12 protein-coding genes are annotated in these 13141 nt (G+C 73.0%); 9 read left to right on the top strand and 3 right to left on the bottom strand.

What is annotated here, in order from left to right:
* Positions 1–113 precede the first annotated feature (113 nt).
* Together allB and alc are read left to right on the top strand one after the other, a co-directional pair.
* Positions 114–1490: an allantoinase AllB gene (gene allB, locus IE269_RS11925; RefSeq protein WP_438817541.1), complete on the top strand. Its 1377-nt coding sequence runs from the start codon at positions 114–116 to the stop codon at positions 1488–1490.
* A 3-nt stretch (positions 1491–1493) separates the two neighbouring features.
* Positions 1494–2621 carry an allantoicase gene (gene alc, locus IE269_RS11920; protein ID WP_189822846.1) on the top strand — a complete coding sequence of 376 codons (1128 nt, stop codon included), beginning with the start codon at positions 1494–1496 and terminating at the stop codon, positions 2619–2621.
* Between the two features lie 140 nt (positions 2622–2761).
* Here the strand turns inward: alc and IE269_RS11915 are convergent, their stop codons facing one another.
* Positions 2762–3934, bottom strand: coding sequence for a PP2C family protein-serine/threonine phosphatase (locus IE269_RS11915; protein WP_189822845.1), 1173 nt, complete (start codon positions 3932–3934; stop codon positions 2762–2764).
* 101 nt (positions 3935–4035) lie between these two features.
* Between IE269_RS11915 and IE269_RS11910 the strand changes: the two genes are divergently transcribed.
* The 3 genes from IE269_RS11910 to IE269_RS11900 all read left to right on the top strand — a co-directional run bounded on the left by IE269_RS11910 (position 4036) and on the right by IE269_RS11900 (position 7177).
* Positions 4036–4602, top strand: a complete 567-nt coding sequence (locus IE269_RS11910) for a MarR family transcriptional regulator (protein WP_438817540.1) — start codon at positions 4036–4038, stop codon at positions 4600–4602.
* 369 nt (positions 4603–4971) lie between these two features.
* The gene (locus IE269_RS11905; protein ID WP_229897585.1) at positions 4972–6636 is read left to right on the top strand and encodes a PP2C family protein-serine/threonine phosphatase; all 1665 of its coding nucleotides are present in this window, start codon (positions 4972–4974) and stop codon (positions 6634–6636) included.
* Positions 6637–6772: 136 nt separating this feature from the next.
* Positions 6773–7177 carry an STAS domain-containing protein gene (locus tag IE269_RS11900; RefSeq protein WP_189822844.1) on the top strand — a complete coding sequence of 135 codons (405 nt, stop codon included), beginning with the start codon at positions 6773–6775 and terminating at the stop codon, positions 7175–7177.
* A gap of 36 nt (positions 7178–7213) precedes the next feature.
* On the opposite strand, the gene IE269_RS11895 is transcribed toward IE269_RS11900, so the two are convergent.
* The gene (locus IE269_RS11895) at positions 7214–7966 is read right to left on the bottom strand and encodes an SDR family NAD(P)-dependent oxidoreductase (protein WP_189822843.1); all 753 of its coding nucleotides are present in this window, start codon (positions 7964–7966) and stop codon (positions 7214–7216) included.
* Positions 7967–8195: 229 nt separating this feature from the next.
* Here IE269_RS11895 and IE269_RS11890 point away from each other — a divergent pair, with 229 nt between their 5' ends.
* The 3 genes from IE269_RS11890 to IE269_RS11880 all read left to right on the top strand — a co-directional run bounded on the left by IE269_RS11890 (position 8196) and on the right by IE269_RS11880 (position 11394).
* Complete coding sequence (locus tag IE269_RS11890; RefSeq protein WP_189822842.1) at positions 8196–9101, top strand: DUF459 domain-containing protein; 906 nt, start codon at positions 8196–8198, stop codon at positions 9099–9101.
* 19 nt (positions 9102–9120) lie between these two features.
* Positions 9121–10299: an acyltransferase family protein gene (locus IE269_RS11885; RefSeq protein ID WP_189822841.1), complete on the top strand. Its 1179-nt coding sequence runs from the start codon at positions 9121–9123 to the stop codon at positions 10297–10299.
* Positions 10300–10461: 162 nt separating this feature from the next.
* Positions 10462–11394, top strand: coding sequence for a DMT family transporter (locus IE269_RS11880; RefSeq protein ID WP_189822840.1), 933 nt, complete (start codon positions 10462–10464; stop codon positions 11392–11394).
* Between the two features lie 27 nt (positions 11395–11421).
* On the opposite strand, the gene IE269_RS11875 is transcribed toward IE269_RS11880, so the two are convergent.
* Positions 11422–11712, bottom strand: a complete 291-nt coding sequence (locus tag IE269_RS11875; protein ID WP_189822839.1) for a hypothetical protein — start codon at positions 11710–11712, stop codon at positions 11422–11424.
* Positions 11713–11869: 157 nt separating this feature from the next.
* On the opposite strand from IE269_RS11875, the gene IE269_RS11870 reads away from it, so the two are divergent.
* On the top strand, positions 11870–13123 hold the full coding sequence (locus IE269_RS11870; RefSeq protein WP_189822838.1) for a sensor histidine kinase: 1254 nt from the start codon (positions 11870–11872) through the stop codon (positions 13121–13123).
* The last annotated feature ends 18 nt before the right edge of the window (positions 13124–13141 follow it).

Genomic DNA, 13141 nt, shown 5'->3' with positions numbered 1-13141 from the left:
AAGGTTGGTGTCGGTGATCACATCCCGGCCCGTCCGCGTCCTGGACCTCTTGACGACTCCGCACCCCGGCGAAAGACTCCGCTTCAACAGAACGTTGAAGTAAGGAGACGTGAGTGACTGAGTCGGCCGTGCCCAACACCACCGTGGACCTGGTGCTGCGCTCCTCGCGCGTCGTCACCCCCGAGGGCACCCGCCCCGCCTCGGTCGCCGTCGCCGACGGGAAGATCGTCGAGGTGCTCCCGTACGACGCCTACGGGCCGCGCGGCGAGGAGATCCCCAAAGGCACCCGCTTCGAGGACCTCGGCGAGCAGGCCCTGCTGCCCGGCCTCGTCGACACCCACGTCCACGTGAACGACCCGGGCCGCACCGCCTGGGAAGGCTTCTGGACCGCAACCCGCGCCGCCGCGGCCGGTGGCATCACCACCCTCCTGGACATGCCGCTGAACTCGCTGCCGCCGACCACCACGGTCGACAACCTGCGCGTCAAGCAGGAGGTCGCCCGCCCCAAGGCGCACGTCGACACCGGCTTCTGGGGCGGCGCGCTGCCCTCCAACGTCGCCGACCTCAAGCCGCTGTACGAGGCCGGGGTCTTCGGCTTCAAGTGCTTCCTGTCGCCGTCCGGCGTCGAGGAGTTCCCGGAGCTCGACCAGGACCAGCTCGCCACCTCCATGGCGGAGATCGCCGGACTCGGCGGCCTGCTCATCGTGCACGCCGAGGACCCGCACCACCTGGCCGCCGCCCCGCAGAAGTCCGGGAGCAAGTACGCCGACTTCCTCGCCTCCCGGCCGCGCGACGCCGAGAACACCGCCATCGAGGGCCTCATCGCGCTCGCCAAGCGCCTCGGCGCCCGCGTGCACGTCCTGCACCTCTCCTCCTCCGACGCCCTCCCGCTGATCGCCCAGGGCAAGGCCGAGGGCGTCCAGGTCACCGTCGAGTCCTGCCCGCACTTCCTCACCCTCACGGCCGAGGAAGTCCCGGACGGCGCGACCGAGTTCAAGTGCTGCCCGCCGATCCGCGAGTCCGAGAACCAGGACGTGCTCTGGCAGGGCCTGGCCGACGGGACGATCGACTGCATCGTCTCCGACCACTCGCCGTGCACCACCGACCTCAAGACCCCGGACTTCGCGTCCGCCTGGGGCGGCATCTCCTCCCTCCAGCTCGGCCTGCCCGCCATTTGGACCGAGGCCAAGAAGCGCGGCCACTCCCTCGACGACGTCGTCCGCTGGATGTCGGCCGCCCCCGCGAAGCTCGCCGGTCTGACCCAGAAGGGCGCCATCGAGGCCGGCCGCGACGCCGACTTCGCGGTCCTGGCCCCCGAGGAGACCTTCACGGTCGACCCGGCCCACCTCTTCCACCGCAACCAGGTCACGGCGTACGCGGGCAAGACCCTGCACGGCGTCGTCAAGCAGACCTGGCTGCGCGGCACGCGCATCAACGAAGAAGGCACCCTCACCGAGCCCGCGGGCCGCCTCCTGGAAAGGAACAACTGACCCATGCCGGAGACCTCTCAGGGGATACCCTCCTTCACCGGTGACGCCAGCCCCTTCGGCGGCGGCGACCCGTACGCCGACTACCGCACGGCCGTCTTCCCCTTCACGCACCACGCCGACCTGGCCGACCGCCGCCTCGGCGCGGGCGTGATCGCCGCGAACGACGAGTTCTTCGCCGAGCGCGAGAACATGCTCATCCCCGAGCCCGCCCACTTCGACCCGGAGCACTTCGGGCACAAGGGCAAGATCATGGACGGCTGGGAGACCCGCCGCCGCCGCGGCGTCTCCGCCGAGCAGCCGCACCCCACCGAGGACGACCACGACTGGGCGCTCGTCCGCCTCGGCGCGCCCGGTGTCGTACGCGGCATCGTCATCGACACCGCCCACTTCCGGGGCAACTACCCGCAGGCCGTGTCCGTCGAGGGCACCTCGGTGCCGGGCTCCCCGTCGCCCGAGGACCTGCTCTCCGACGACGTGAAGTGGACGACCCTGATCCCGCGCACGGCGGTCGGCGGCCACGCGGCCAACGGCTTCGAGGTCACCGTCGAGCAGCGCTTCACACACCTGCGCGTCAACCAGCACCCCGACGGCGGCATCGCCCGCCTGCGGGTCTACGGCGAGGTCGTCCCCGACCCGGCGTGGCTGTCCACGCTGGGCACCTTCGACCTGGTCGCCCTGGAGAACGGCGGACGCGTCGAGGACGCCTCCGACCGCTTCTACTCGCCCGCCACCAACACCATCCAGCCGGGCCGCTCCCGCAAGATGGACGACGGCTGGGAGACCAGGCGCCGCCGCGACAAGGGCAACGACTGGATCAGCTACCACCTGGTCGAGCAGGCCGAGATCCGCGCCGTCGAGATCGACACCGCCTACCTCAAGGGCAACTCGGCGGGCTGGGCGGCGCTGTCGGTGCGCGACGGCGACACGGGGGAGTGGACCGAGATCCTGCCCCGCACCCGCCTCCAGCCCGACACCAACCACCGCTTCGTGCTGGCCTCCGCCCCGGCGGCCACCCGGGTGCGGATCGACATCTACCCCGACGGCGGCATCTCCCGGCTGCGGCTCTTCGGCTCGCTCACCGAGTCCGGTGCGGCGTTGCTGGCGGCTCGCCACCACGAACTCGGCGGCTGAGCAACGCGGCTGACGGTACGTCAGTGACCTGCCGGCCGCGTTGACGGTACGCCGGAAGGGGCCCCCTGTGCTTGGTGCCGGGGGCCCCTTCGTCGTACCCCTGCCGCTCAGGCGGTGGGTCTTCGTCGTGCCCCTGCCGCTCAGGCGGTGGGCCGGCCCCGCCAGTCCAGGCACACGATCATCGCGTCGTCCTCCGCCATGACCTCGCCCCGGTGGCCCGCCAGCTCGTGCAGCACCGCGCGCGGCACCTGCGGCGGGGGCAACAGCCGGGTGGCCTGGATGGCACGGGCGAGCGCCTTCTCGCTGTAGCGCTCACCGGCGGGCGAGGCCACGTCGTACACCCCGTCGCTGACGAACAGCAGCCGGTCCCCGGGCAGCACCCGCAGGGTCTGCGGGGTGTAGACCGAGTCCTCGAACATGCCGAGCGGCAGCTGCCCGTCCAGCTCGATCGCCTCCACGACGCCGTCCCGCAGCCGCCACACGCGCGGCGAGCCCGCGTCGACGACCTCCACGTTCCCCGACGGGAGGTGGAAGCGCAGCAGCAGCACCGAGACGTGCAGGGCGCCCCGGTGCTGGCCGTAGATCGCCTGGTCGGCCATGCACGCCTGGTCGGTCAGGCTCAGACCGGCCCGGCGGGCGTTGCGCAGGGCGTTGATGGCGAGGCTGGTCAGCAGGGCCGCGTCGATGCCCTCGCCCATGCCGTTGGTGAGGGCGAGGGTGAGGTGGTCGGCGGAGGTCGACCAGTCGAAGTTGTCGCCGTGGATCGCGTACGCGGGCTCCAGCTGCGCCCCGAGTTCGTACTCCGCGCGGGCGCAGGAACGTCCCGGCAGCAGTCCCCACTGGATCTCCGCCGCCAGCGTCAGCCGCTCGGCCCTGCGCGCCTGGAGGTAGAGGTCGGTGTCGCGCTCGGCGACCACGATCTGGTGGCCCAGGGCCTCGGCGACGTCCGCCAGTTCCGCCAGTACGTCCGCGTCGTAGCGGTCCTTCGGCAGGGTGACGGACAGCACCCCGAGCCGGTCCCCGCGCACGGTCACCGGGAGGTGTGCCGTCACCGAATCGGGGAAGGGGCCCTCGCACGGATAGGGCTCCTGTGCTCCGAAGGCCCGCCCCGGCGCGCCTGTGTGCGCCGAAACGGGCTGGAAGGTATGGGGGAGCGCTCCGACCGGTTGCAGTATCGTCATGGCGTAGTCGGCCATGAGCAGGTCGACCTCAAGAGCACCGTAGAGGTCCGCGAGGACCTTGCGCACCGCGTCGAGCAGTGCATGGGGGTCGGCGGCACGCAAGGTGCGTTCCACGGACGCGAGTCTGTCCAACGTCGGAGATTCACTTTCTCGAAGGATGTACGGGGAGGGCAAGCGTGGACCTCCAGGGCTCACACCGTCCGGGTGCACACCGTCGCGGCGAGGACACCCGGGTGAGCGCGGGTGCGCCGGAGGCGGTCGTCGCCCCGGCACCGCCCCCGGCTGCCGCCGAGGCCGTCGCGGGCGTCGCCTGCGAGGTGATCGCACTGCTGGAAGTGCTGTGGGAGCGGGGCAGGGACGCGGTCTCCCCCGCACCCGTGTCGTCTTCGCAGCTGCGGGTCATGCACATCCTGGAACGGGCCGAGGGCATCAACCTGCGCACCCTCGGCGAAGTGCTGGGCGCCGCCCCGCCGTCGGTCAGCAGACTCTGCGACCGGCTGGAGGCACTGGGGTACGTGAAGCGGTCGGCCAGCACGGTCAGCCGCCGCGAGGTCGAACTGAGGCTCACCGCGCCGGGCCGCAGCTACCTCAGCGACCTGCGGGCGCGGCGCGAGGAGGCGCTGGTCGCGGCGGTCGCGGCGATGCCGGAGGCCGCGCGGGAGGCGCTCATCCACGGGCTCGGCGAGTTCCGGGCGGCGGTGGAGACGGGCACCGTGGGGCGCATCTGGCCGCTGGCCGACCGGGCGGGGCAGGAGCCCGGCGCGGGTGCCAACGCGGACGGGGCCGCGCGGACCGCGTAGCGGGGGGCGTGGCGGGCTGCCGGGGAGGGTGGTCGAACCGCCTCCGGGGACACCGCTTGCGTTCATCACGGCTCCTGCCTGTTCCGACTGCTGCGGGCTTCCGCCCGGTGACAACCCGGCGAGCCGGTCCGCGCGCGCATCGTATCCGGTGTGTGGAACCCGTGCATACGAAGGTGCGCAACGTCCCGATATGGGCGGACAGTTCGGGATTCATTGTGAAGGTCCTGTGGGCTCCGCTTGCCATACGGCTGCCGAACGCGAGACGGTTGCCGCGCGGCAACAATTGTCGCCGCGCCACGATATCCCGATAGCTCGGAGAGGGTGACAGGAGCCGCACGGCCACGGCCGGCGCGGGCTTCGTCTTCCGTTGTGACTTCCTTCCCACGCTCCACCGACCGCCCCGCAGAGGGTGCGCCGCCCGCCGCCGCCATCGGCGCCGCGCAGGTGCACGCCCTGGTGGAGAGCGGAATCGGCGCCGTCGTGATGCTGGACGGGGCCGGGCTGGTCCGTCTGCTCAACGAACCGGCGCGAGCCCTCTTCCCGTTGCTGCGCGAGGCGGGGACGCTGAGCGAACCACTGGTCCCCGGCTGGCTGGCGGACGCCCAGAACGAACTGCTGCCCGAAGCCCAAGGAGTCTTCGGCGCAAAGGAGTTGACGGCCCGTCGGATGTCGCTGCCGGACGGGTACGGGGCCTGGCTGCTGGACGACGTCACCCTGGAGGTGGTCTGGCAGCGCCGCTGGCAGGAGGAGCGGGAGCGCGCCGAGTTCCTCGCCCGGGCCTCCGCCCGGCTGCTGACCTCCCTGAACTGGCACAAGTCGGTGCAGGCCGCGGCGGAGCTGGCCAGCGAACGGATGGCCGACGCGGCGGTCGTCGTCGCCGGGACGGGGGCCCGCCGGATGTGGTTCACCTCCGCCGTCGACGGCCGGGTCACCGACGAACGCGTCCTGAGCGAGAACGTCGCCGAAGTGCCCGGCCTCGCCGACGCCCTCGCCGGGTTCCCGCCGCTGCCCGCACGCTGGCTGGCCCCCGAACTCGCCCCCGACTGGCTGGTCCCGGACGGCTTCGGGCCGCTCGGCTCGGTCGTCGTCACGCCGATGCCGGGCAACGGGGTGCCCGCCGGGGCGCTGATCCTGCTGCGCCGCACCCGCACGCCCGTCTTCAACGAGGACGAGGAGGTGTTCGCCCGTGTCTTCGCCGCCCGCGCCGGGGCCGCCGTGTCGGCCGCCGCCCTGTACGCGGAGAAGGCCGAGACCACGGCCGTCCTCCAACGTTCCCTGCTGCCCCCGGTGCTGCGCCGCTCCAGCAGCCTCGACCTGGCCGCCACCTACCGCGCCTCCCGGGCCACCGACCTGATCGGCGGCGACTTCTACGACGTCCATCCGGGGCCGGACCCGGGCGACGAGACCTTCCTCGTCCTGGGCGACGTCTGCGGCAAGGGCGCCAAGGCGGCCGTCCTCACCGGCAAGATCCGCAACACCCTCTCGGCGCTGCGGCACGTGGAGAGCGACCACGGCCGCCTCCTGTCCCTCCTCAACTCCACGCTGCTGGAGGACACCGACAGCCGGTTCGCCACCATGGTGCTGGCCGGGGCCACCCCGCTCGCCCACGGCGACGTGGCCCTGCGGCTCACCGCCGCAGGACACCCGCCGCCGCTGATCGTCCGCGCCGACGGAACGGTCGAGGAGATCCCCACCGGCGGCACCCTGATCGGCGCCCTCCCGCAGATCACCACCCGCACCTGCCGCACGGTGCTGCGGGCGGGCGACCTGTGCCTGCTCTACTCCGACGGCGTCACCGAGGCCAGGGGCGGACCCGACGGAAGGGAGATGCTCGGCGACAACCGCCTGCGGGCCGCGCTCTCTGAATGCGCCCGCATGCCGGTGGAGGCGGTGATCGAACGGGTCGAGAGCCTCACCACCCAGTGGCTCGGCACCCGGGAGCACGACGACATCGCCCTCCTCGGCATCGCCGCCCCGCGCGGCACCCACCTGAGCATGGTCAACGGCACCGGCCGCGGCCGCTTCACCGGCTGACCGGCCCCACCCCGGTGGCCCGCCCCGCCCCGCCCCGGCCGCCCGCACCACCGGCGAACCCGCGCCCCGCACCCCACCCCTGCCCACCACCCCGGGCCCGCGCTGCGGACCCGAACACGGAAAGCGCCTTCCGATCATGATGAGCGGCAACCCCCTCGACGTCACCGCCCGGCAGACCGAGAACCGGGTCACCGGCGTGCGGGAGACGGTCCTGGAGTTCAGCGGCGACTGCGACTTCGTCACCGCCGAGCTGCTGCGCGCGGCCGTCCTGGACGTCCTGCCGGACCTGCCCCGGGGCTCCGAACTGACCCTCGACCTGAGCGGGGTCGGCCTGTTCGACTCCTCCGGGCTGTCCGCACTCATCATGGTGCACCGCCACACCACCCGTGCCGGTGTGGCACTGACCCTCCAGGGGGCCGGAGACCACCTCCTGCGCATCCTCGACGTCACCGGCGTCGGCGCCCACTTCGCCGCCACCCGGGCCGCGGCCGCGGCCGAGGCGGAACGGGAGCCCCGCCCCTCGGCCGCCTCCGCCGACTAGGCAGGACGCCCCGCCCCGGCTACGGCCCCGTACCGGCTACGCCGCGTGGCCGCCGTCCATGACCAGTTCCGCGCCCGTCATGTACGCGCCCTCGTCGCCCGCCAGGAAGGAGACCAGGGACGCCACCTCGTCCGGGCGGCCGAACCTGCCGATCGCCGTGTTCGCCCGCTGCGGCTCGGCGAACGGACCGTCCGCCGGGTTCATGTCCGTGTCGACCGCGCCCGGGTGGATGAGGTTGACCGTGATGCCCCGGTCGCCGACCTCCCTCGCGAGGGCCTTGGTCAGCCCGGTCAGGGCCGACTTGCTCATCGCGTAGAGACTGCCGCCGGGCCCGCCCGCGTACCGGGTGAGTGCCGAGCCGGTGGAGATGATCCGGCCGCCGTCCTCCAGCACGGACGCCGCCGCCTGAGAGGCCAGGAACACCGCCCGTACGTTGACCGCCAGGACCCGGTCCACGTCCGCGAGCGTCAGCGACTCCACCGGGCCCAGTACGCCGATGCCCGCGTTGTTGACAAGGACGTCCAGCCGCCCGAAGGTGTCGGCGACGGCCGCCACCGCGGAGGTGACCGACTCCGGGTCCGCCGCGTCCATCCGTACCGCGAGCGCCCGCCGGCCCACGGCCTCGATCTTGCGCACCACGTCCTGTGCCGCCTGCTCCCCCTCCACGTAGGTGATCGCCACATCGGTCCCGTCCTGGGCGAGCCGCAGGGCGATGGCCGCCCCCATGCCCCGGCTGCCGCCCGTGACCAGTGCGGTCCTGTTGATGGCTGTCGTGATGGTCGTCGACATCGTGTCGTCCTTTTCCTTGGGTGTCGCATGCCCGAAGCGGTGCTTGCGAGTTCAAGGAAACGTCCCGGCCGTTCCCCGTGCTGGCGCCATTCGGACACCGACTCCACCCCCTTTCCCCTTCATCCGTCTGCCTGTACTCGGTGCCGCCTCCGGCCGTCCTCCGGTTGCCGCTGACTGGACAACGGGTGACCATCACTCAGAGTTCCCGATGATTACGGAGAGTTCTCAGATGGTCGGTCGAAGGCTCGTCGCCGCCGTTCTCGCCGCCCTGTGCGGCGCTTCGGCCACCGCCTGCTCCGGGGCAGGCCAGGACCCGTACGGCACCGGACTGCTGCACGGCCCGGGCCGCGGCGTACCCGCCCAGGACCGCCCGCTCGGCACCGGCACCCCGCCGTTCGGCCAGGAGACCCTGGACCCGGCCGTGCACGGCAAGAAGATCCTGGTCGTCGGCGACTCCTGGGCAGCGAGCATCGGCACCGGCATGGCCGCCGTCGCCGCCCGTACGAACACCGTGGTCAACGCGGGCCTCGGCGGCTGCGGCATCATGCAGGCCAACACGCCGGACGCCTCCCCGGACTGCCGCGACTGGCAGGAGAAATGGGCCCGGTACGTGACCGAGCACCGCCCCGACGCCGTACTCCTCATGACCGCCCAGTGGGACCTCGCCCCGCAGCGGATCGACGACTCCGCCCGGCTCCGCGACGCCGCCGACCCCCTCTACCGCAAGCTCTTCGCCGACAACCTGGCCCACGGCGCCCGGATCCTCTCGGCAGGCGGGGCCAGGGTCTTCCTCATGAACTCCAAGGCCACGGCCAACCCCTCCTACCGCGACCGGGCCCTCGTCCTCAACGAGGAGATCTACGCGGCAGCCGCCCGCCAGGCCCGCTCCGGCGGCGGCCTGCTCGACCTGCGCGCCCAGCTCTGCAACGACAACGGCTGCCCGTTCGACCGGGACGGCCAAGCCGTCTACGACGAGACCGGCCACCCCGCCCCCGCCGTCCGCGACCGCCTCGCCACCTGGGCGCTCAACGCGATGTTCGCCCCGAAGCCCGCTGCCCCGAAGTCCGCCGCCCCGAAGCCCGCTGCCCCACGGCCCGACGCCCCGTTGTCCGCCGTCCCCGCCGCGAAGCACTGACCCGCCCCGCGCCCGCCCGGTGACCGGAAAGCGGAATCCCGCCCTCGACAGCCTGCGGGCCTGTGCCGTCCTCGGGGTCGTCGCCTTCCACTACGAGTGGGGTCTGCCCGGCGGCTTCCTCGGCGTCGACCTCTTCTTCGTCCTCTCCGGCTTCGTCATCACCCGCCTGCTCCTGCGCGAACACGCCGGAACCGGCCGCATCCGGCTGGGCCGGTTCTGGCTCCGCCGCGCCAAACGCCTGCTGCCCGCCCTGCTCGCCGTCCTCATCGGCGTACAACTGTGGCTGGCGGACGGCCGGTACCCCGCCCTGCGCACCACCACCGACGGCCAGACCCTCGCCGCGCTCGCCGAGGTCGCCAACTGGTACGCGATCCACGGCCACGTCGACTACTGGTCCGTCGGCCGGGACGCCGCACCGCTCGCCCACCTGTGGTCCCTCTCGGTCGAGGAGCAGTTCTACCTGCTCTGGCCGCCCCTTCTCGTCTTCCTGCTGCTGGTCGCCGCCAAACGCCGGTCGGCGGGCCCGTGGGCGGGCACCGCGTTCTGCGCGGGCGCGGCCTGTCTCTCGTACGCCCTGGCCGTCGTCCTCTTCGACCCGGCCGCCCCGGACCGCTCCTACCTCGGTACGGATACCCGCTCGGGCGCGCTGCTCCTCGGCGCGGCCGTCGCGCTCGCCCCGCGCCGCCTGCCGCGCCGGGCCGCCCCGGCACTCGGCGCGGTGGCGGTACTGGGGCTCGCCGGGACCTGGGGCCTCGCCCGGCTCGGGCAGGCGGCGCTCCCGCACTGGCAGTTGCCCCTCGCCGGATGCGCGGCCGCGCTGCTGATCGCCGCGCTCGACCGGCCGGCCGCGCTCCACCGGGCGCTGGCCACAGGGCCGTTGCGGGCGCTGCCCGCCCTCGGCAGGGTCAGCTACAGCCTCTACCTCTGGCACTGGCCGGTCTGGGTGTTCCTCACCCTGGAGAGCCCCGGCCTGCCGCTCGCCGTGCGCGGAGCCCTCGCGTTCGTCCTGTCGCTCGGGCTGGCCGCCGTGATGTACAAGGCGGTCGAGAAACCCCTGCGGTACACGGTCCTCAGACCGCCGGTCCTGCTGTCCTGGCTGGCCGTCGCCTCCCTGTCGCTGGCTGCTTACACGCTGGTCACAGCGCCGGTGATGATCCAGCGGGAGTCAGGCGGACCGATTGTCAGTGGGCCCGGGTAGGGTTTTTCCAAGCCTTCGGGAACGGGTGGTGTCCGGGGCGACCCGGCAGGACCGTCCGCCTGCCGGAATCTCTTCCCGGGAAGATCCACCGCCCGGTACGGTGAGCGCTCCGCGTGCGAGCCGCCGAAGTCTCCACATCACACCGCCCGTTGGAGACTCGCCGTGGCTGCCGCACCCTCCGCCGTCCTCGCCCCCGCGCCCGCCCGCGCGGCCCGGTTCGCCGATCTGCCCGTCCTGGCCGTGGCGGTGGTGTGGGGCGCCAGCTACCTCGCCGCCAAGGGGATCACCACCGCGCAGACCGTCGTCGCGGTGCTGGTGCTCCGGTTCGCGATCGTGCTGCCCGTGCTCGCGGTCGCGGGGCACAGGAAGCTGCGCGCGCTCAGTGCGGCGCAGTGGCGGGGGGCCGGGCTCCTGGGGCTGGTCCTCAGCGGGATCTTCCTGTTGGAGACCTACGGCGTCGTGCACACCTCGGCGACCAACGCGGGGCTCATCATCAGCCTCACGATGATCTTCACGCCGCTCGCCGAGGCCGCCGTCACCAGGACCGCGCCGTCCCGCGGGTTCCTGGCCGCCGCCGGGCTGTCCGTGCTGGGCGTGGTGCTGCTGACGCAGGGCGGGGGCTTCACCACCCCCTCGCTCGGCGACCTGCTGATGCTGCTGGCCGCCCTGGCCCGTACCGCGCACGTGCTGTTCATGGCCCGGATCAAGGCGGTCCAGGACGCGGACGCGCTGTCCCTGACCACGGTCCAGCTCGGGGCGGCGGTGGCGGTGTTCGCGGTGCTGGCCGCCGCGCCGGGCACGGGGCCCTCGCCGTGGAGCGTCGCGGCGGGGTTCGGGGCGGGGGAGTGGGCGGGGCTGCTGTTCCTGTCCGTGTTCTGCACGCTGTTCGCGTTCGCCGTGCAGATGTGGGCGGTACGCCGGACCTCGCCGTCCCGGGTGAGCCTGCTGCTCGGTACGGAACCGCTCTGGGCGGCGGCCGTCGGCATCGCGGTGGGCGGCGAACGGCTGGGCGCGCTCGGCCTGTTGGGCGGCGTCCTGGTGCTGGCGGGCACCGCCTGGGGCAGGCGGGCGGCGGGCCCGGACCGTACGGGATGAGGACGGCATGAGGGACGGCACGAGGAGTCAGGGGCTCCCGTCGCTCCCCGGGGTCTTGCGGGTGACGACGGTCGGGGCGCGGTCACCGGCACCGCCGCCCTTGCTGCCTCCGCCGCCACGGCCGACGCGTTCCGAAGCGATCATCAGCGCGATGCCGACTACCGCGATCACGATGTTCGCGTAGACCTCGTAGCCCTCGAACCAGCCCAGCCTGTCCACGAACTGCCACATCCTGAACCCGTCGAACCACTCATGGAGGAGCCCGGCCACGCCCCACAGCGTCAGGAGGAAACCGACGACTTCGAAGATTCGCTTCATGGCCACCATGCTGGTCCGCCCGGACGGCCCCCGCCATCGTCCACAGGGCTGCCCGCGGCAGCCGTGGCCCCGCCCAAAGTCGTCGACCGTACGACTTTGGTAGCCACCTGCTGCTCAGGGCGGCCCGCACCGCTCCCACCTGCGTAGTTTTGTACGTATGAGCGAACAGGAGTACCGGTGGCTGCTGCCGTCGGCGATGGGCGGACCCGAGCTGTCCGGCACCGGCACGGACAGCGGCACCGACCCCGGTGCAGGCGCCCGCACTGCACGGCGTCCGCGCCGGACCCTGCGGGACTGGATCGTCGACGTCCTGATGTTCGTGCTCGCCGCGTTCTTCGGGATGGCGGCGGTGGAGGAGATGGCCGGCCACGCCGAGTCCGAAGTGGTGCTGGCCCTCGACCAGCTCGCCGGGGCGCTCGCCTGCTGTGCCCTGTGGCTGCGCAGGCGCTGGCCGACGGGCGTGGCGGTCGGCCTCGTCCTGCTGTCCATCGGCGCACCCCTCGCCTCGGGCGCCATGATCGCCGCGCTGTTCGGCGTCACCGTGCACCGGCCGTTCAAGGTCGCGGGCCCGGTGGCGGCCGCCGCCCTCGCCTCGGGCCTGCTCCAGTCCTGGCTGCGCCCCGAGCCGGGCACGTCCTTCAAGCTGGCCCTCGTCCTGACCGTGGTGATCACGCTGCTGGTCGTCGGCTGGGGCATGTTCGTCCGGGCCCGCCGCCAGCTCGTCCTCTCGCTGCGCGAACGCACCGTACGCGCCGAGGCCGAGGCCGCACTCCGCGCCGAACAGGCCCAACGGCTCGCCCGCGAGGCCATCGCCCGCGAGATGCACGACGTGCTCGCCCACCGCCTGACCCTCCTCAGCGTGCACGCCGGAGCCCTGGAGTTCCGGCCCGACGCCCCGCCCGCCCAGGTCGCCCGCGCCGCCGGAGTCATCCGCGACAGCGCCCACGAGGCCCTCCAGGACCTCCGCGAGATCATCGGCGTCCTGCGCAGCCCCGGCACCGGCGACGAGGACCGCCCGCAGCCCACCCTCGCCACCCTCGACGCCCTGGTCGCCGAGTCCCGCCAGGCCGGGGCGAAGGTCACCCTCGACAACCGCATCGCCGACCCGGGCGCCGTCCCCGCCGCCGTGGGCCGCACCGTCTACCGCATCGCCCAGGAAGCCCTCACCAACGCCCGCAAGCACGCCCCCGGAGCCGAAGTCACCGTCACCGTCACCGGCCGCCCCGGCGACGGCATCACCGTCACCCTCCACAACCCCGCCCCCGAGGGCGACGTACCGAAGGTCCCCGGTTCCGGGCAGGGCCTCATCGGGCTCACCGAGCGCGCCCAACTCGCGGGCGGACGGCTCGACCACGGACCCGAACCCGACGGCGGCTTCCGGATCACCGCCTGGCTACCGTGGGCACCATGACGCCGACCTCGCTGCTAC

The organism is Streptomyces spiroverticillatus, from assembly GCA_014650415.1.
GTDB lineage: Bacteria > Actinomycetota > Actinomycetes > Streptomycetales > Streptomycetaceae > Streptomyces > Streptomyces spiroverticillatus.
Note: the sequence above shows the minus strand (reverse complement) of the source record. Positions and strands in the feature narration are given on the sequence as shown.